17 protein-coding genes are annotated in these 16,517 nt (G+C 72.3%); 15 read left to right on the top strand and 2 right to left on the bottom strand.

Annotated features, from left to right (window positions below; all coding sequences use genetic code 11):
• Positions 1–10 precede the first annotated feature (10 nt).
• The 11 genes from trpB (at position 11) to CUT39_RS01770 (ending at position 10,131) form a co-directional block, all read left to right on the top strand.
• Entirely contained in the window at positions 11–1,204 is a 1,194-nt protein-coding gene (gene trpB, locus CUT39_RS01820) for a tryptophan synthase subunit beta (protein WP_100444230.1), read from the top strand.
• Complete coding sequence (gene trpA, locus CUT39_RS01815) at positions 1,204–1,992, top strand: tryptophan synthase subunit alpha (RefSeq protein WP_100444229.1); 789 nt, start codon at positions 1,204–1,206, stop codon at positions 1,990–1,992. The genes trpB and trpA overlap by 1 nt, the downstream gene beginning before the upstream one ends.
• A gap of 23 nt (positions 1,993–2,015) precedes the next feature.
• On the top strand, positions 2,016–3,011 hold the full coding sequence (lgt, locus tag CUT39_RS01810) for a prolipoprotein diacylglyceryl transferase (protein ID WP_100444228.1): 996 nt from the start codon (positions 2,016–2,018) through the stop codon (positions 3,009–3,011).
• 37 nt (positions 3,012–3,048) lie between these two features.
• Positions 3,049–4,203: an FAD-dependent oxidoreductase gene (locus CUT39_RS01805; RefSeq protein ID WP_100444227.1), complete on the top strand. Its 1,155-nt coding sequence runs from the start codon at positions 3,049–3,051 to the stop codon at positions 4,201–4,203.
• A gap of 18 nt (positions 4,204–4,221) precedes the next feature.
• A complete protein-coding gene (locus CUT39_RS01800; protein ID WP_100444226.1) occupies positions 4,222–4,716 on the top strand; it encodes a GNAT family N-acetyltransferase in 495 nt (164 codons plus the stop codon).
• Entirely contained in the window at positions 4,713–5,582 is an 870-nt protein-coding gene (locus CUT39_RS01795; protein WP_157930425.1) for a hypothetical protein, read from the top strand. Before CUT39_RS01800 ends, CUT39_RS01795 begins: the two co-directional genes overlap by 4 nt.
• Before the next feature lie 93 nt (positions 5,583–5,675).
• A complete protein-coding gene (locus tag CUT39_RS01790; protein ID WP_100444224.1) occupies positions 5,676–6,659 on the top strand; it encodes an NAD-dependent epimerase/dehydratase family protein in 984 nt (327 codons plus the stop codon).
• A 4-nt stretch (positions 6,660–6,663) separates the two neighbouring features.
• Positions 6,664–7,428 carry a WecB/TagA/CpsF family glycosyltransferase gene (locus tag CUT39_RS01785; RefSeq protein WP_100444223.1) on the top strand — a complete coding sequence of 255 codons (765 nt, stop codon included), beginning with the start codon at positions 6,664–6,666 and terminating at the stop codon, positions 7,426–7,428.
• A 20-nt stretch (positions 7,429–7,448) separates the two neighbouring features.
• Positions 7,449–8,228, top strand: coding sequence for a methyltransferase domain-containing protein (locus CUT39_RS01780; protein ID WP_100444222.1), 780 nt, complete (start codon positions 7,449–7,451; stop codon positions 8,226–8,228).
• Between the two features lie 57 nt (positions 8,229–8,285).
• Positions 8,286–9,434 carry a sensor histidine kinase gene (locus CUT39_RS01775; RefSeq protein WP_100444221.1) on the top strand — a complete coding sequence of 383 codons (1,149 nt, stop codon included), beginning with the start codon at positions 8,286–8,288 and terminating at the stop codon, positions 9,432–9,434.
• A gap of 34 nt (positions 9,435–9,468) precedes the next feature.
• Entirely contained in the window at positions 9,469–10,131 is a 663-nt protein-coding gene (locus tag CUT39_RS01770; protein ID WP_100444220.1) for a response regulator, read from the top strand.
• Here the strand turns inward: CUT39_RS01770 and CUT39_RS01765 are convergent.
• Positions 10,098–10,364 (bottom strand): type II toxin-antitoxin system VapB family antitoxin, encoded by a 267-nt coding sequence (locus CUT39_RS01765; RefSeq protein ID WP_232805524.1) that lies wholly within the window; start codon positions 10,362–10,364, stop codon positions 10,098–10,100. The two genes, CUT39_RS01770 and CUT39_RS01765, sit on opposite strands and share 34 nt — an antisense overlap.
• A 122-nt stretch (positions 10,365–10,486) precedes the next feature.
• Here CUT39_RS01765 and CUT39_RS01760 point away from each other — a divergent pair, with 122 nt between their 5' ends.
• The 4 genes from CUT39_RS01760 to CUT39_RS01745 all read left to right on the top strand — a co-directional run bounded on the left by CUT39_RS01760 (position 10,487) and on the right by CUT39_RS01745 (position 15,746).
• Positions 10,487–12,622 (top strand): MMPL family transporter, encoded by a 2,136-nt coding sequence (locus CUT39_RS01760; RefSeq protein ID WP_198586791.1) that lies wholly within the window; start codon positions 10,487–10,489, stop codon positions 12,620–12,622.
• A gap of 54 nt (positions 12,623–12,676) precedes the next feature.
• The gene (locus CUT39_RS01755; protein ID WP_100444218.1) at positions 12,677–13,843 is read left to right on the top strand and encodes an alkaline phosphatase family protein; all 1,167 of its coding nucleotides are present in this window, start codon (positions 12,677–12,679) and stop codon (positions 13,841–13,843) included.
• A gap of 143 nt (positions 13,844–13,986) precedes the next feature.
• Positions 13,987–15,144: a DNA polymerase IV gene (gene dinB, locus CUT39_RS01750; protein ID WP_232805523.1), complete on the top strand. Its 1,158-nt coding sequence runs from the start codon at positions 13,987–13,989 to the stop codon at positions 15,142–15,144.
• Between the two features lie 191 nt (positions 15,145–15,335).
• Positions 15,336–15,746, top strand: a complete 411-nt coding sequence (locus CUT39_RS01745) for a DUF3040 domain-containing protein (protein ID WP_100444216.1) — start codon at positions 15,336–15,338, stop codon at positions 15,744–15,746.
• A 75-nt stretch (positions 15,747–15,821) separates the two neighbouring features.
• Here the strand turns inward: CUT39_RS01745 and CUT39_RS01740 are convergent, their stop codons facing one another.
• Complete coding sequence (locus tag CUT39_RS01740) at positions 15,822–16,517, bottom strand: DUF4191 family protein (RefSeq protein WP_100444215.1); 696 nt, start codon at positions 16,515–16,517, stop codon at positions 15,822–15,824.

Below are 16,517 nucleotides of genomic sequence, written 5' to 3'. Positions count from 1 at the left end.
CGATGCAACCGTGCCGAACCCGGATCTGAAGGGGCACTGGGGCGAATTCGGGGGCCGGTTCGTCCCCGAAGCGCTCATCGCCGCGCTCGAGGAGCTCGACGCCGCCCACCACAAGGCGATCGAGGACCCCGGCTTCCAGGCCGAACTCGACCGGCTCTTCCGCGACTACGGGAACCTGCCCTCGCCGCTGTACAAGGCCGAGCGTCTCTCGGCCGAGGCCGGCGTCGACATCTGGCTCAAACGCGAGGACCTCGACCACACCGGCGCGCACAAGATCCGCAACGTCCTCGGCCAGGCCCTGCTGACCAAGCGCATGGGCAAGCCCCGCGTCATCGCCGAGACCGGTGCCGGCCAGCACGGCGTCGCCACCGCCACCGCCGCCGCCTACCTCGGCCTCGAATGCACCGTCTACATGGGCGAGGAGGACATGCGCCGCCAGGCGCTCAACGTCGCCCGCATGCGCCTGCTCGGCTCCGAGGTCGTCCCGGTGACCACGGGCTCGCGCACCCTCAAGGACGCCATGAACGAGGCGCTCCGCGAATGGGTCGCCACCGTCGACCACACCCACTACCTCATCGGCTCGGTCGGCGGTCCCCACCCGTTCCCGAAGGTCGTGCGCGACTACTGCCGCGGCATCGGCGACGAGGCCCGCGCCCAGATGCTGGAGCGGACCGGGAAGCTGCCCGACGTCGTCGCCGCCTGCGTAGGCGGCGGCTCGAACGCCATGGGCACCTTCACCGCCTTCCTCGACGACGAAGTCAAGCTCTACGGCTTCGAAGCCGGCGGCGAGGGCTACGACACCGGCCGACACGCCGCCACCATCACCGCCGGGGAGGTCGGCGTCCTCCACGGCGCCCGCACCTACGTGCTCCAGGACGAGGACGGCCAGACCATCGAGTCGCACTCGATCTCGGCCGGCCTCGACTACCCGGGCGTCGGCCCCGAGCACGCCCACCTCGCCGCCGCCGGCCGCGCCGTCTACGAGCCGGTCACCGACGCCGAGGCCATGGCCGCGCTGGAGAAGCTCGCCCGCACCGAGGGCATCATCTGCGCCATCGAGTCCGCCCACGCCGTGGCCGGAGCGCTCCGGCTGGCGCCGGACCTCGAACCGGGCGCGGCCGTGCTGGTCAACCTGTCCGGCCGCGGCGACAAGGACATGGGCACCGTAGTGGACTACTTCGGCTTCGATCGGGGAACTGAGTGATGAAGAGCGCCGACACCTTCGCCGTGACCAGGGCCGAGCACCGCGCCGCGCTCGTGGGCTACCTCCCGGCGGGCTTTCCGACCCTGGCCGACTCGATCAAGGCCATCGACATCATGATCGACCACGGCGCCGACCTCATCGAGGTCGGCATCCCCTACTCCGACCCGGTCATGGACGGCCCCGCCATCCAGCGCGCCGCCGACCGGGCCCTCGCCGGGGGCTTCCGCACCCGCCAACTGTTCGAGGTCGCCGAAGCGGTCGCCGGGCGCGTCCCGATCCTGTCGATGACCTACTGGAACCTCGTCGAACGCTACGGCGTCGAGGCCTTCGCCCGCGATTTCGCGGCCGCCGGCGGCGCGGGGCTGATCACCCCCGACCTCATCCCCGACGAGGCCGAGGACTGGCTCGCCGCCTCCGAGGCCCACGACCTCGACCGGGTCTTCCTGGTCGCACCGTCCTCGACCGACGACCGCATCGCCGCCACCGCCGCGGCCAGCCGCGGCTTCGTCTACGCCCAGTCGGTCATGGGCGTCACCGGCGCCCGCACCGCCACCTCCGCGGCCGCCCCAGCGCTGGTCGAGCGCACCCGCGCCCACACCGATCTGCCGATCGGCGTCGGCCTGGGCGTCCGCGACGGCGACCAGGCCGCCGAGGTCGCCGCCTACGGCGACGCGGTCATCGTCGGCTCGGCCATCGTGGGCTGCTACCTGAGCACCGACGACGTGCCCACCGGGCACCAGCGCCTGGCCGATCTGACGACCGACCTGGCCGCGGGAGTGCGCCGATAGCGACTCCTATACGGTTTAACGTCGTGGACCTCGCATTCATACCCAGCCCGAGTGAATCCGTCTGGCACATCGGACCGATTCCGATCCGGGCCTACGCGCTCGCCCTCATCGCCGGCATCGCCGCCGCCTGCTGGATCACCGAGGCTCGGCTGCGATCGCGCGGCGCCCCCAAGTGGGCCGTGCTCGACATCGCCGTGTGGGCGGTGCCCTTCGGCATCGTCGGCGGCCGGCTCTACCACGTGTTCACCAGCCCCGACCCCTACTTCGGGGCCGACGGCGACCCCTGGAAGATCGTCGCCGTCTGGGAGGGCGGCCTCGGCATCCCCGGCGCGGTGGTGCTCGGCGCCGTCGGCGTCTGGTTCGCCTGCCGCCAGCTCGGCCTGTCCTTCGCCATGGTGGCCGACGCCCTCGCCCCCGGCCTGCCGGTCGCGCAGGCGGTCGGTCGGCTCGGGAACTGGTTCAACCAGGAGCTCTACGGCAAGCCGACCGAGCTGTTCTGGGCGGTCGAGATCGATCCCCAGCACCGCATCGCCGACTACGGCCAGTACGCCACGTTCCACCCGACCTTCCTGTACGAGGCGCTGTGGAACGTCGGGGTCGCCCTGATCGTGTGGGGCGCCGACCGCAGGCGGAAGTTCGGCGCCGGGCGCGCCTTCGCGCTCTACGTGCTGCTCTACGGCATCGGCCGGTTCTGGATCGAGGGCCTGCGCATCGACCCCGCCGAGGCCTTCGCGGGCATGCGCCTCAACCAGTGGATGAGCGTGGTCGTCATCGTCGGCGCGGTCATCTACCTGCTGCGGGCGCGCGGCACCCGCCTGGTCTACGTGCTGGAGAACGGCGAGCGCGTCACCGTCGACTGGGACTCCGCGGCCGCCGAGGTCGCCGGATACACCGCCGGGCGCCTTCCCAAGGGCGCCGAACCGCGCGAATCCGAAACGCCCGACGACGACGGCGAGGCCGCCGAGGACGACGCCTCCGAAGACGAACCCGACGCGGGCCGGACCCGCGACGACAGTTGACCGACCCCTCCACCGCTTCCCCCCGGGCAGGTGCAACGTGCATGACCGTAGAGCCGTAGTCGTCGGTGCCGGCATCGCCGGGCTCGCCAGCGCCCTCGTCCTGTCCAAGCTCGGCTGGCGGGTGGCGCTGCTCGAGCGCCGCGAGCGGCTGCGCGGCGACAACGTCGGCACGCTGCTGTGGGCCTCGGGCGTCCGCGCCCTGCGCGCGCTCGGCATCGACGCCGCCCTCGACGCCGGAGGCTCCCCGGTCGACCGGTTCGAGCTGCGCCACGAGGAGCGCCTGGCCAACTCGTTCTCGGCCGCGCTGCTCGGCGCCGACGACGGCACGCCCTCGGTCATGGTCCACAACGCCGTGCTCTACGAGGCGCTGGTGAGCCACCTCGACCGCGACGTCCAGATCCACCCGGCGACCCAGGTGTCCCGGATCGACCTGGTCGACCTGGCCGCCGGGGACGCCACCCGCCGCTGGGACGCCGACCTGATCGTCGCCGCCGACGGCATGGACACCCCCACCCGGGGCATGATCGCCGCCGGCGCCCCCACCGTCGACGCCGGCGTGGTGGCCTTCCGCGCCACCATCCCGGCCCACCGCGCCCCCGAACGGGGCGCCGAGGCGGCCGAGATCTACGGACCCGACCGGCGCCGCTTCGGCTACGCCGACCTCGGGCACTCCGGTGCCTGCTGGTGGGCCACCGTGCCCGGCGGGATGCGCCCGGAGTCGCCGCAGATCCAGCACGAGCTGATCAACCGCTGGTTCGCCGACTGGCCCGGCCCGGTCGGCAAGTTCATCGCCGCGACCCGCCCCTCGGAGCTGAGCCAGCAGCCGGTCCGGTTCGTGTGGCCGCTGCCGCCGAGGCTCCACCACGCCGAGGGCGACCACGGGGTGGTCCTGGTCGGCGACGCCGCCCACGGCACCGCCCCCATCCTGGCCCAGGGCGCCAGCCTGGCGCTGGAGGACGCGGTCACCCTCGGCTGGGCGCTGCGACGCAACCCCGAGTCGATCCCCGACGCCCTCCACGCCTACGACCGGACCCGGATGGCCCGGGTGAGGAAGGTCGCGCGGCTGTCGCGGCGGGTCCACATGGTCGCCTCGGGCGGGCCCGGGGTCACCCGCGGCCTGCTGCGGGCGATGCCCGACTCGGTGATCGCCGGCCGGGCCACCTCGCTCTCGGACTGGCAGCCGCCGCGATGAGCCCCTACCGTTCGAACCATGCGGATACGTGACGCCGAGGCGGCCGACTGGCCCGCCATCTGGGCCTTCGCGAGGCCGATCATCGAAGCCGGGGAGACCTACCCGTGGCCGCGGGACACCTCCGAGGAGTGGGCGCGCTCGTTCTGGATCGAGAAGGAACCGCCGGCGTCGGTGCAGGTCGCCGAGCTCGACGGGCGGGTCGCCGGGACCGTGGAGATCCATCCCAACCAGCCCGGGCAGGGCTCGCACGTGGCGAACGCCGGGTTCATGGTCGACCCGGCCTTCCGCGGCCGGGGCGTGGGGCGGGCGCTCGGCGAGGCCGCGCTGGCCCGGGCCGCCGCCGACGGTTTCCACGCGATGCAGTACAACGCGGTGGTCGAGACCAACGAACGCGCGGTGAAGCTGTGGCACTCGCTCGGCTTCGAGACGCTCGCGGTCGTCCCCGACGGCTTCCGGCACCCGGTGCACGGCCTGGTGGGGATGCACATCATGTATAGGCTCTTGAAGTTATGAGCGAACTGGCAACTGGGATGCGCGCGTTGGGCATCGCCGATCCGGAGGCGGCTATCGCCGCCCACGCCGTCCTGGGCTCGGACCCGGGCCTGCTAGCCCACGCCGGGCGGCTGCCGGCGACCCTGGGCGAGGTCCCCGACTGGGTCAAGGCGACCGTCCTCAACCCCGGCAACCCCCTGTTCGGGATCGCCGAGCGCGCCGTCGCCGAGGCGCTGGGGGAGGAGCCCGACGAGCGGGTCGACCGCCTCCTCGACCGCCTGACGATCCGGCCGCGCACCGCCCGGGAGCTGTCCTCCGTCACCGGCTTCGAGGACCTGGGGCCGACCCTGGAGCATCTGGCCGAGGCCGGCCTGGTGCGCGCCCACCCCAACCCCCTCGAACCGGACGATCCCTTCTGGATGATGACGGACCGGCCGGCGCGCTTCTACTACGCGGTGATGGCCGAGCACCTGCCCCGGTGGCGCCGCGGCTACATCACCGACCGGCTGTGGCGGATGACCCATGCCCGCTTCGACCGCTACGTCTGCCGCGCCGAGTTCGCCGACCTCGCCCGCGAGTGGGCGCTCGGCGCCCCCGGTGCCGTGGCCGCCGCCCGCATCGTCGTGCCCGACCCGCGCCACCGCCAGATGCGCACCCTGGAGGTCGCCGCCTGGAACGCCGACGGCGAACCGGTCGCCCTCGGCACCCTCCGCTGGGGGCTGCTCATGCACCACCGGCAGCTCCGGCGCCTGCGCCACGTCCGCCGGCTCCTCGGCGACCCGCCCGCGAGCCTGGTCTGCATCGCGCCCCGCGTCGACGGCGGCATCGCCGCCGACGAGGACCCGAACCTGTTCCGGGTCGGCCCGGCCCATCTGCTCAAAGGTTGAGGCGCGCCCCGGTTTCCCGACTGGTGGGCCCGGTCCGCCCCCGGGTAGGCTGAAGACCCTCTTCACCCGTAGCCGACAGCAGGAGGAGTCACGATGGCGCGAGGCGTGGACGCGGTAGTGGCGGGAGCCGGTGGTTTCATCGGCGGTCACCTGGTGGCGAGCCTGCTCGCCGAGGGCAAGACCGTGCGCGCGGTCGACTCCAAACCGCTCGACCAGTGGTACCAGATGCACGCCGAGTCCCGGAACCTCCAACGCGACCTCACCGACCTGGCCGCCTGCAACGAGGCGGTCGACGGCGGCGCCGCCGAGGTCTACAACCTCGCCTGCAACATGGGCGGCATGGGCTTCATCGAGAACAACAAGGCCCTGTGCATGCTCTCGGTCCTGCCCTCGACCCACATGCTCATGGCCGCCAGGGACGCCGAAGCCGAGCGCTTCTTCTACTCCTCCTCGGCGTGCGTCTACGCCGGCTACAAGCAGACCGACGCCGACATCGCCCCCCTCAAGGAAGAGGACGCCTACCCGGCCGACGCCGAGGACGGCTACGGCTGGGAGAAGCTGTTCAGCGAGCGCATGGCCCGACACTTCCGCGAGGACTTCGGCCTGGCGACCCGCGTGGCCCGCTACCACAACATCTACGGCCCCGAAGGCACCTGGGACGGCGGCCGCGAGAAGGCCCCCGCCGCCACCTGCCGGAAGATCGCCCTCGCGGCCCTCACCGGCGAGCGCGAGGTCGAGATCTGGGGCGACGGCGAGCAGACCCGCTCGTTCACCTACATCGACGACTGCGTCGAAGGCACCAAGACCATCGCCCGTTCCGACGTCACCGAGCCGCTCAACCTCGGCTCCTCGGAGCTGACCACCATCAACGACCTCTACTACCTGGTCGCCGACATCGCCGGCATCGAGATCGAGCTCAAGCACATCGACGGTCCCCTGGGCGTGCGCGGCCGCAACTCCGACAACACCCGCATCCAGAAGCACTTCGGGTGGGAGCCCTCGATCAGCCTGCGCGACGGCATGGCCAAGACCTACGAATGGGTCTACGACCAGGTCAAGGCCAAGTACAACCTGTAGCGCCATGACCGATCCCAGGCTCCGCCGCGTCGACGTCCTCGGCGTCGGCGTCTCCACCGTCAACCAGTCGATGGCCCTGGCCGAGATCACCCGCTGGATCGACTCGGGACGGCGCCGCTACGTGTGCGTCACGGGTGTCCACGGCGTCATGGAATCCCAGCGCGACGCCGAGCTGCGGACCATCCACAACGAATCCGGGCTCACCACCCCCGACGGCATGCCCATGGTGTGGGCCGGCCGCAGGGCCGGCGCCGAATGGATGGACCGGGTCTACGGGCCCGACCTGATGCTGAACGTCCTCGAACGCGCCGCCGAGAGAGGCTGGTCGTCGTTCCTCTACGGCGGCAAGGAGGGCATCCCGGAACTGCTGTCGAAGAAGCTGGCCGAGCGCATCCCCGGCGTCAAGATCGCCGGCGCCTACTCGCCGCCGTTCCGCCCCCTGAGCGAGGCCGAGGACACCGAGATCGTGGAGCGGATCAACGACTCGGGGGCGCAACTGGTGTGGGTAGGGCTCTCCACGCCCAAGCAGGAGCGCTGGATGGCCGCCCACCGCGACCGGTTGAACGCGCCGGTCCTGTTCGGCGTCGGCGCCGCCTTCGACTTCCACGCCGGTCTCATCCCGCAGGCCCCGCCGTGGATGCAGCGCAACGGACTCGAATGGCTCTACCGGCTCGCCAAGGAACCGAGACGGCTGTGGCGCCGCTACCTGCGCAACAACCCCGCCTACCTGCGGGCGGTCCGCCGCAATCCGCCGTACCTGCGCGACTAGCCGAAGATAAGGTAATCCTCATGGTCGACATACCCAGGGAGAGCGCCGACACCACGCACCATCCCCGCGTCGCCGTGGTGTGGTCGGTGCTGTCGGCCGAGATCGAACGCTTCGCAGCCGGCACCGGCGCGCGCATGAAGATCGTCGACGTCGGCGGCGGCTCCGGCGGCTTCGCCGTGCCGCTGGCCGAGCTCGGCCACGAGGTCACCGTCGTCGAACCCAGCGCGAACGCGTTGGCGTCGCTGCAGCAGCGGGCCGCCGACGCGGGCGTGACCGACCGGGTCGAGGCCGTGCAGGCCGACGCCGACGAGCTGCCCGGCGCGATCGAGCCCGAATCGGCCGACCTGGTGCTGTGCCACTCGGTCCTGGAGATGATCGACGACCCCGACGTCGCGCTCGACGCGCTGTCGTCGGTCTGCGCCCAGGGCGGGGCCGTGAGCGTCCTGGTCGCCAACCGCATCGCCGCCGTGCTCAGCAAGGCCCTCACCGGCCACTTCTCGACGGCCCTGGACCTGCTGGTCCACGTCGACGGGATCGTCGACGGCAAGGACACCCTCAAGCGCCGGTTCGAGACCGCGACCCTGACCGCCCTCGTCGGCGGCTCCGGCCTGGTCACCGAGCAGGTCCACGGCGTCGGCGTCGTCGGCGACCTGATCCCGGGCTCGGTGGCCGAGACCGACGCCGGGGCCGGCGAAGAGCTGCGCGAGTTCGAACTCGCCACGGCCGCGAGGATCCCGTTCCGCGACATGGCCACCCAGATCCACCTGCTCGCGCGCAAGCCCATACGCCCGGACGCGTAGGCCGGATACGCTGCGGCACCGACCTCCCGGAGGCGGCTTCGGCCCTAGGCTGGAGCGGTGACCGAAGCTATCGCGAACCGCTGGAGGGCCCAGCCGCTGGTCTTCGACGTCGGCGTCGCGCTCATGATCGGCGCCGGGACCGCAGGGGCCACGATCGGGGCGACCGCCGACCACGCCCCGGGGCTCGGCGCGTTCGCGCTGATCGGACTCTCCACGGCCCTGCTCGCGGTGCGGCGGCGCTGGCCGGAAGCGACGTTGTTCGGCACCATGGCGGTCCTCTGGGTCTACCTGGCCCTGGATTTCCCGGAGGGGCCGGTCTACGTGATGCCGGCGATCGGAGTCTTCTTCTACGCCTTCGCCCGGTCACTCAAGGCGACCCTGTTCGTTCTGGCGCTCCTGTGGGTCGCCAACACGGTCTTCCAGGCCTACGGGCTCGACCCCGATCGGGGGCCCGATCCGCTGGTGGAGGCCACGATCACCGTGGTCTGGCTGGCGATCCCGGCCACGATCGGGCGGGTGGTGCGCGAGGCGCGGCGGGCACGGGCCCGGGAGACGGCCGCCGAGCGCGAGCGCCACCGGGCCGACGAGCGGGTGGCGATGGCCCGCGAGATCCACGACGTGGTCGGCCACAGCCTGGCCGTGGTCAGCATGAACGCCGGGGTGGCGCTGCACATGCTGGAGAAGCGGCCGGAGGCCGCCGCCGGCCAGGTCGAGAACCTCCGGGCCATCCGCGACACCTCGACCCGCGCCCTCGACGACCTGCGGGCGACGCTGGCGCCGCTGCGAGAGGGCCAGGCCCCCGAGCTGCGGCCGGCCTACACGATCGAGGACATCCCGGCCCTCGTCGACGACGTGCGGGGCGGCGGCCTGCCGGTCGAGTGCGCGATCGGCGGCGACGCCGCGGCCGTGCCGCCGCGCCCGGCCGCAGCGGCCTACCGGGTGGTGCAGGAGTCGCTGACGAACGTCATCCGCCACGCCGAGGCGAGCCGCGCGGGCGTGCGGATCGACTGCGGGGCCGAGGGGCTGGCGATCGAGGTGACCGACGACGGCCGTGGCGGGGAGATCGACCCCGCTGCCGCCGGCCAGGGGATCACGGGCATGATCGAGCGGGTGGAGGCCCACGGCGGGACGTTCCGCGCCGGACCCGGCCCCGGCGGCGGCTTCGCGGTCCACGCCGAGATTCCCTATGCAGGCGATGCCGACTGACAGCCCGCAGGCTTCGCCGAGACGGAGGACGCGGATGATCGAACTCGTGGTCGCCGACGACCAGGACCTGATCAGGATGGCGCTGCGCACCCTCGTCGCCGAGGAACCGGACGTGCGCCTGGCCGCCGAGGCCACCGACGGCGAAGAGGCCTGGGAGCAGATCCGCCGGATCAGGCCCGACGTGGCGCTGCTGGACGTCCGCATGCCCGGCGTCGACGGCCTCGAAGTGCTGCGGCGCATCGGCCGCGACTCCGGCCTGGACCGGACGCGCGTGGTCATGATGACGACCTTCGAGATCGACTCCTACATCTTCGAGGCCCTCTCGAACGGTGCGGCCGGGTTCGTCATGAAGGACACCGACCCCGCCGAGATCCTGCGGGCGGTGCGGCTGGCGGCGGCGGGAGACTCGCTGCTGTCTCCGGACGTGACCCGCAAGGTGATCGACGCCCATGCCGAGAACCGGACCGGTCCCGGCAGGCCCCACCCGAGGCTGGGGGAGCTGACCGAACGCGAACTGGAGATCCTCCGCTGGGTGGCGACCGGGCTGACCAACGACGAGATCGGCGGCCACCTGTTCATCAGCCCCGCCACCGTGCGCACCCACGTGGGCCGCCTGCTGTCCAAGCTGGAGGCGAGGGACCGGGCCGGCCTGGTCGCCATCGCCTACCGATCGGGCCTGGAAGTCCCCGAACCCTGAAACCTTCCACGGCCGCTCGAACGCCGATTGCCGATCCTTGAGCGTGATGCGCCCGGCTCCGGCGCAATTCGTTCGCGGCGCTCGATGTACTCGCGCAGGGCCGAGTCCACCGCATCCCGCACAGTGCGGGCTCCCGAGATCCTGAGGACCCTTTCGAGCAGCGCTTCGTCCACCTCCACGGGGGTGGTGCCTATGGCGATCTCCTCCGGGCCGCGATCAGGTGGCGAGTCCATGATGCTCGACCGTGCCATAGTCGCTGCGGCGTACGGGGAGGCACGCTGCCGGGCCGATGTGGATTCGGCTTACCGGGCCGAGATTCGAGGTGACGATCCGTTCCACCGAAAGGAAACCGCTGATGTCTCCCGCACCCCCGAAGCGCTCGAAGCTCGCGTTCGCGGGCACCCGACGCGGCCGGTGGCCCGCCCTGGCCCTGTGGGCCGCCCTCGCCGCCGTCGGCTTCACCCTCGGACCGCAACTGTCCGGCGCCGTCGACGACAGCCGGGTCAACTGGCTGCCGGCCGACGCCGAATCCACCCGCGCCATGGAACTGGCCGAAGCCGAGTTCGACGACTCCGACACCGCCGGACTCCTGGTGCTCTACACCGCCGAAGAGCAGGTAGGCGACGCCGAATACGCGGCCGTCGAAGCCGACCGCGCCGCCCTCGACGACCTGGCCGCACCGGGCGAGACCACCGCCGGACCCGTCCCGTCCGAGGACGGACGGGCGCTCATGCTCGCCGTCCCCGTCGACGCCGCCGCCATCGAGGACGAAGACAACGCCGTCATCGCCGACGCCGACGCCATCGTCGAAGACGGCCTCCCGAGCTCCCTCGAAGCCGGCTTCACCGGCGAGGCCGCGATCGCCGCCGACATGGAGGAGGCGTTCTCGCAGCTCGACGGCCCGCTCACCTGGATGAGCGTCGGCGTGGTCGCGCTCGTCCTCGCCCTCAGCTACCGATCCCCGCTGCTGCTGCTCCTCCCGCTGTCCGGCATCGCGATCGCCTCCCAGCTCGCCTCCGGCGCGGCCTACCTGCTCGGCGAGTACGCCGGGGCCACCCTCAACAACCAGAACACCGGTGTGCTGACGGTGCTGGTATTCGGCGCCTCCACCAACTACACCCTCCTGCTCGTCTCCCGCTACCGGGAAGAGCTGCGGCGGCGGGCCGACCGGTTCGAGGCCATGAGCGAGGCCCTCTCGCGCACCCTCCCGGCCGTGGCCGCCTCGGCCGGGACCGTCGTGCTCGCGCTCGCGGTCCTGCCGCTGGCCGCGGTCTCCAGCACCGCCGCCCTCGGCCCGGTGCTCATCGTCGGCGTCGTCAGCGCCGTGCTCGCCTCGACCACGCTCCTGCCGGCGGCCCTGACGCTCTTCGGCCGGGCCGTGTTCTGGCCGGTGATCCCGCGCCACGAACCCGGCGAGGACCTGGTGCCGGCCCAGCGCCGCCACCGCATCTGGGGCGGCGTGGCCCGCCTGGTCTCGGCGCGGCCCCGCACCGTCGCGGCCGCGGTCGCGCTCGGCCTGGGCGCCCTCGCCGTCGGCGCGACCGGCGTCTCGGCCGGGCTCGACCAGTCCCGGATCCTCACCACCGAGACCGAGTCCCAGCGCGTCGCCGACCGGATGGCCGAGCACTTCCCGGCGGGCGCGGGCAGCCCCGCCGAGGTCTACGCCCCCGCCTCCGAGGCCGAGGCGGTGACCGCCGTCCTCGACGCCGACGACGGCGTGGCCCGAGTGCCCGAGCCGCAGGCCTCGCCCACCTCGGACTGGGTCCGCATCGACGCGGTCCTGGTCGACGAGGCCTCCACCGCCGCCGCCCAGGACACCGTGGCCGAACTGAGGGCCGCACTGGACGACACCGCCGCCGACGCCCTGGTCGGCGGCGCGACCGCCACCCGCCTCGATCTCGACGAGGCCAACGCCCGCGACGCGGCGCTGCTGATCCCGCTCATCTTCGCCGTGGTCCTCGCGGTGATCGGGGCCCTGCTGCGGGCCGTGACGGCGGCGGTGGTGCTCACCCTGTGCACCGTCCTGTCCTACGCCGCCGCCGTCGGCGCCGCCGGACTCGTCCTCGACGCCCTCGGCCACGGCACGGTCGACTACAGCTTCTTCCTGCTGGGCTTCCTGTTCCTGGTGGCGATGGGGGTCGACTACACGATCTTCCTGATGACCCGCGCCCGAGAGGAGGTCCCCGCGTGGGGCCACCGCGTCGGCGTCCTCCGGTCGCTCACCCTCACCGGCGGGGTCATCACCTCGGCCGGGCTGGTCCTGGCCGCCACCTTCGCGGTACTGGCGCTGATGCCGCTCACCTTCCTGATGCAGATCGGCGTCGTGGTGGCGCTCGGCGTGCTGGTGGACGCGATCATCGTCCGCAGCCTCCTGGTCCCGGCCCTGACGCTGTGGATCGGGGAGCGCATGTGGTGGCCCGGCCCCACCGCCCGGCCACCGGGCCGGGAGCGGGCCGGCGAACGCCGTGAACCGGCCGGCGCCTCGGCCTGACCCGACACCGGCACCGTGGGCGAGCCGCACGCGGCCACCGGCTAGCCTCGGGCCATGCGCTCGAGCCCGCACCTGGAGGCCATGCGGCCCGCCTACGCCACCGGCACCCTCGCCGACGTCATGCCCGCCGCGCTGGCGGCCCTCGGGGTGCCCGGCGACGGCGAGGCGCTGCTCCTGCGCGACGGGCGGCTCGAGGGGGTGCGCCGCATCGCGGTGCTGCTGCTCGACGGTTTCGGGTACCACCTGCTGCGACAGGCCGCGCAGGCGAGCGCGACGGTCGAGGCGATCCACAACGGCGAACTGGGGACCCTCGCCCCGATCACGGCGACCGTGCCCTCCTCGACGCCGATCAGCCTGGCCTCGCTGGCCTGCGGGATGCCGCCGGGGCGGCACGGCATCATCGGTTTCACGCTGCGGGTCCCCGAGACCGGGGACCTGGTGACCCACATCCGCTGGGAGGGCGGACCCGAGCCCGAGACCTGGCAGCCCCATCCCACGGTCTTCGAACGGGCCGCCGCCGACGGGGTCGCGTGCACCGCCGTCTCCAACGGGGCCTTCCGCGACACGGGCCTGACCCGGGCCATCTACCGCGGCGCCGACTGGCTGCCGGCCACCACCCCCGGAGAGGTCGCCGCCGAGACGCTGAACGCGCTGTCCCGCGGCGACCGCAGCCTGGTCTACTCCTACCTGCCGAACGTCGACACCGCCGGGCACTTCCACGGGATCGGCTCGCCCGAATGGCTGCACGCGGTCGCCTCGGTCGCGGCGACCGTCGACGACCTCCTGACCGACCTGCCGCGCGATGCCGCGCTGCTGGTGACCGCCGACCACGGCATGGTCAACCTGACCGAGCGCCTGCACGTGGACGAGCGCCCCGAGCTGCTCGCCGGGGTCGAGGCCGTCGCCGGGGACGGCCGGATGCGGTACCTGCACGTCGAACCGGGAGCCGCCGACGAGGTGACCGCCGCCTGGAGCGAGGCGGTCGCCGGGCGGGCCGAGATCATCGGGCGCGACGAGGCGATCGACCGCGGATGGTTCGGTCCCGAGACCACCGACGACAGCCGGGAGCGCATCGGCGACCTGGTGGTCGCCTGCAGCGAGACCTTCGCCGTGGTCGGCGTCGAAGGGGAGCCGCCGCACATCGCCCGCCTGATCGGCCAGCACGGCGGCCTCACCGCCGCCGAGATGGCCGTCCCGCTGTGGACCTACCGGCCCGGCTGAGCGCCTCGCGGGCGATCGAGCCCCGCGCGTGGGCGGGGAGCACCTCGGCGTTCAATACAGCGAGTGTCGGAAGCGCTGGCTACGATACGGGCGTGGCCAGTGTAGAGTCCGATTTCTTCGGTCCCGGATTGTCCGATGAGGGAGTGAATATCCTTCATGTCGACATGGACGCGTTCTTCGCGTCCGTCGAGATCGCCCGCGACCCGAGCCTGCGCGGCAAACCGGTCATCATCGCCGGCCTCGGACCCCGCGGCGTGGTCGCGGCCGCCTCCTACGAAGCCCGCGAGTACGGCGTCCACTCCGCGCTGCCCACCGCCGTCGCCCGCCGCCGCTGCCCGCGCGGCGTGTTCATGAAACCCACCGCCTCCTACGGGGCGGTCTCCCGGTCGGTCATGGCGATCTTCCGCGAGTACACCCCCCACGTCCAACCGATCTCGGTCGACGAGGCCTTCCTCGACGTCGCCGGCGCCCGCCGCATGATCGGCACCCCCGCCCAGATCGCCCGCACCATCAGGGCCCGCGTCCGCGACGAGCACGGCATCACCTGCACCGTCGGCATCGCCTCCACCAAGTTCCTCGCCAAGCTGGCCTCCGAGCACGCCAAGCCCGACGGCCTCGGCATCGTCCCGCGCGAGACCGAGCTGCGGTTCCTGCACCCCCTCCCGATCCGGTCGGTGTGGGGCATCGGGGAGAAGACCGCCCAGAAACTCGGCCGGCTCGGCATGCGCACCGTCGGCGACATCGCCCGGCTCTCGGTCGACCGGCTCGCCGCCTCGGTCGGCACCGCGAGCGCCGAACACCTGCACGCGCTGGCGCGGAACATCGACCCGCGGCCGGTCCGCCCCGAGCGGGTCGAGAAGTCCATCAGCAACGAGACCACCTTCGGCCACGACGCCCCCGACGCCTCGATCTGGGGCCCCACGCTGCTGGAACTGTCCCGCAAGGTCGCCTCCCGCGCGCGGACCCGAGGGCTCGCCGGCCGCGGTGTGACCGTCAAGCTCCGCTTCGGCGACTTCAAGACCATCACCCGCTCCCGCATGCTCCCGGCCCCGACCGACGTCGGCCAGGAGATCCACGCCGCCGCCCGCGAGCTCGCCGACGAGGCCGCGACCGCGCCCGTCCGGCTCATCGGCGTCCGGCTCGACCACCTGGTCGAATACGCCGCCGTCGGCCGCCAGGTCGCCCTCGACGAGCCCGACCGCGGCTGGCGCGAGATAGAGGCCGCCATCGACGACGCCGCCGCCCGGTTCGGCAAGGACTCGATCCGCTCGGGCGGGCGACTGCGCCGCTCGGAGTCGTGATGGGACACCGGGAACGAAGCGGGAAGCATAAGACCGAGCTCGCGAGGGTATCCACGCTCAGTAGGGTTGCGAGGGACAGATTCAAGGACGAACCGCCTTTCGCCCCGGGCGAAAGGCTCGTAGACTTGAATGCACAAGCACTAAGGCCCGCCGAGCGGCGGACCTGCCGAGACTAGCGCAGGAGGAGTGTCGTGCCGCTCTCCGATCACGAACAGCGCCTGTTCGAGGAAATCGAACAGTCCTTGTCTGAAGACCCGCAGTTCGCCTCTGCTGTGCGCGCCCAGGATCCGGCGCATGTGACCCGCCGCCGCCTCATCGTGGCCGGCGTGGTCACCGTCATTGGGATCGGCGTCGTCGTCGGCACCGTCATCGCAGGCGCCGCCATCTGGGGCGCTCCCGTCGGCGCAGTGCTCATGTTCACTGGTCTCATCATCGGCCTCTGGGCCCAGCGACGCGGCACCACCGGCAAGCTCCAGGCCGTCGACGGCAAGGCCAGCCGCACCACCGGCAGCGGAGGAAACAGCGCCCCCAAACCCGGCGGCTTCACCTCCCGCATGGAAGAACGATGGCGCCGCCGCCGCGACAGCGGCGAAATGTTCTGACCCGGCCTCCCCGAACCCGCAGACGCAGCGAAGGCGGGCCGAGCCACCGGCTCGGCCCGCCTTCGGCGTCTTCGTCTACCGGCCGCGGAGCATCGCCCGGCGCGCGGCGCGGCCCTGATTGGCACTGGTCGGCATCGGCCCCTTCGGGATACCCATGCCCATGCCCAGCGCGTCCAGGCGCTTGACCACATGGTTGGCGTCCTTGGCGCTGACGTTGCGCGGCAGCCGCGACAGGCGCTTGCGCACGTTCGTGACCGACAGGTCGTCGTTCTGGGTCTCACCGACGGTGAAGGTGTAGATCGGCGTCGAGCCGACCACGCGGGAGATCCGCTTCTTCTCCTGCCCGAGCAGCTTGCGGACCTTGCCGCCCCCCTCGCCCAGCAGCACCACGCCCGGCTTGCCGACCGCGCGGTGCACCATCTGGGTCTCGGAGACGGCCGCGACGCCCGCGGTGACGTGCCACCCGCGCATACCGTCGATGAGCGCGAAGGCGGCGCCCGGCCGGCCCACCGCCTCCCGGTTCACCACCTTGCTGGTGCGCATGTTCAGCACGATCATCGCGGCCAGCAGCGCCACGAACACCGCACTGGCGAACCAGATCAGCGAGAAACCGCCGAAGATGACCAGCGCGGTGACGGCGATGAACGGCAGCAGGATCGCCGCGGCCTCGACCGGCAGGAACCATTTGTCCCGCTGGGCCGTGAATTTGAAGGCCATCCCGATGGTCTTCAGACGTGACCCGAATGTCTCTTTTCCCTGCTGCTTTGCCAT

Origin of the sequence: Glycomyces xiaoerkulensis (assembly GCF_002798405.1) — a bacterium.
Lineage (GTDB): Bacteria > Actinomycetota > Actinomycetes > Mycobacteriales > Micromonosporaceae > Glycomyces > Glycomyces xiaoerkulensis.
The sequence above is the reverse complement of the archived record's forward strand: the minus strand, read 5'-3'. Positions and strand labels throughout refer to the sequence as shown.

Bases quoted from the DNA above. Each gene is read 5' to 3' on its own strand.
- trpA (WP_100444229.1), top strand. From the start codon at position 1,204: ATGAAGAGCGCCGACACCTTCGCCGTGACCAGGGCCGAGCACCGCGCC.
- CUT39_RS01800 (WP_100444226.1), top strand. From the start codon at position 4,222: ATGCGGATACGTGACGCCGAGGCGGCCGACTGGCCCGCCATCTGGGCC.
- CUT39_RS01795 (WP_157930425.1), top strand. From the start codon at position 4,713: ATGAGCGAACTGGCAACTGGGATGCGCGCGTTGGGCATCGCCGATCCG.
- CUT39_RS01790 (WP_100444224.1), top strand. From the start codon at position 5,676: ATGGCGCGAGGCGTGGACGCGGTAGTGGCGGGAGCCGGTGGTTTCATC.
- CUT39_RS01785 (WP_100444223.1), top strand. From the start codon at position 6,664: ATGACCGATCCCAGGCTCCGCCGCGTCGACGTCCTCGGCGTCGGCGTC.
- CUT39_RS01780 (WP_100444222.1), top strand. From the start codon at position 7,449: ATGGTCGACATACCCAGGGAGAGCGCCGACACCACGCACCATCCCCGC.
- CUT39_RS01770 (WP_100444220.1), top strand. From the start codon at position 9,469: ATGATCGAACTCGTGGTCGCCGACGACCAGGACCTGATCAGGATGGCG.
- CUT39_RS01765 (WP_232805524.1), bottom strand. From the start codon at position 10,364: ATGGACTCGCCACCTGATCGCGGCCCGGAGGAGATCGCCATAGGCACC.
- CUT39_RS01760 (WP_198586791.1), top strand. From the start codon at position 10,487: ATGTCTCCCGCACCCCCGAAGCGCTCGAAGCTCGCGTTCGCGGGCACC.
- CUT39_RS01755 (WP_100444218.1), top strand. From the start codon at position 12,677: ATGCGCTCGAGCCCGCACCTGGAGGCCATGCGGCCCGCCTACGCCACC.
- CUT39_RS01740 (WP_100444215.1), bottom strand. From the start codon at position 16,517: ATGGCAAAGCAGCAGGGAAAAGAGACATTCGGGTCACGTCTGAAGACC.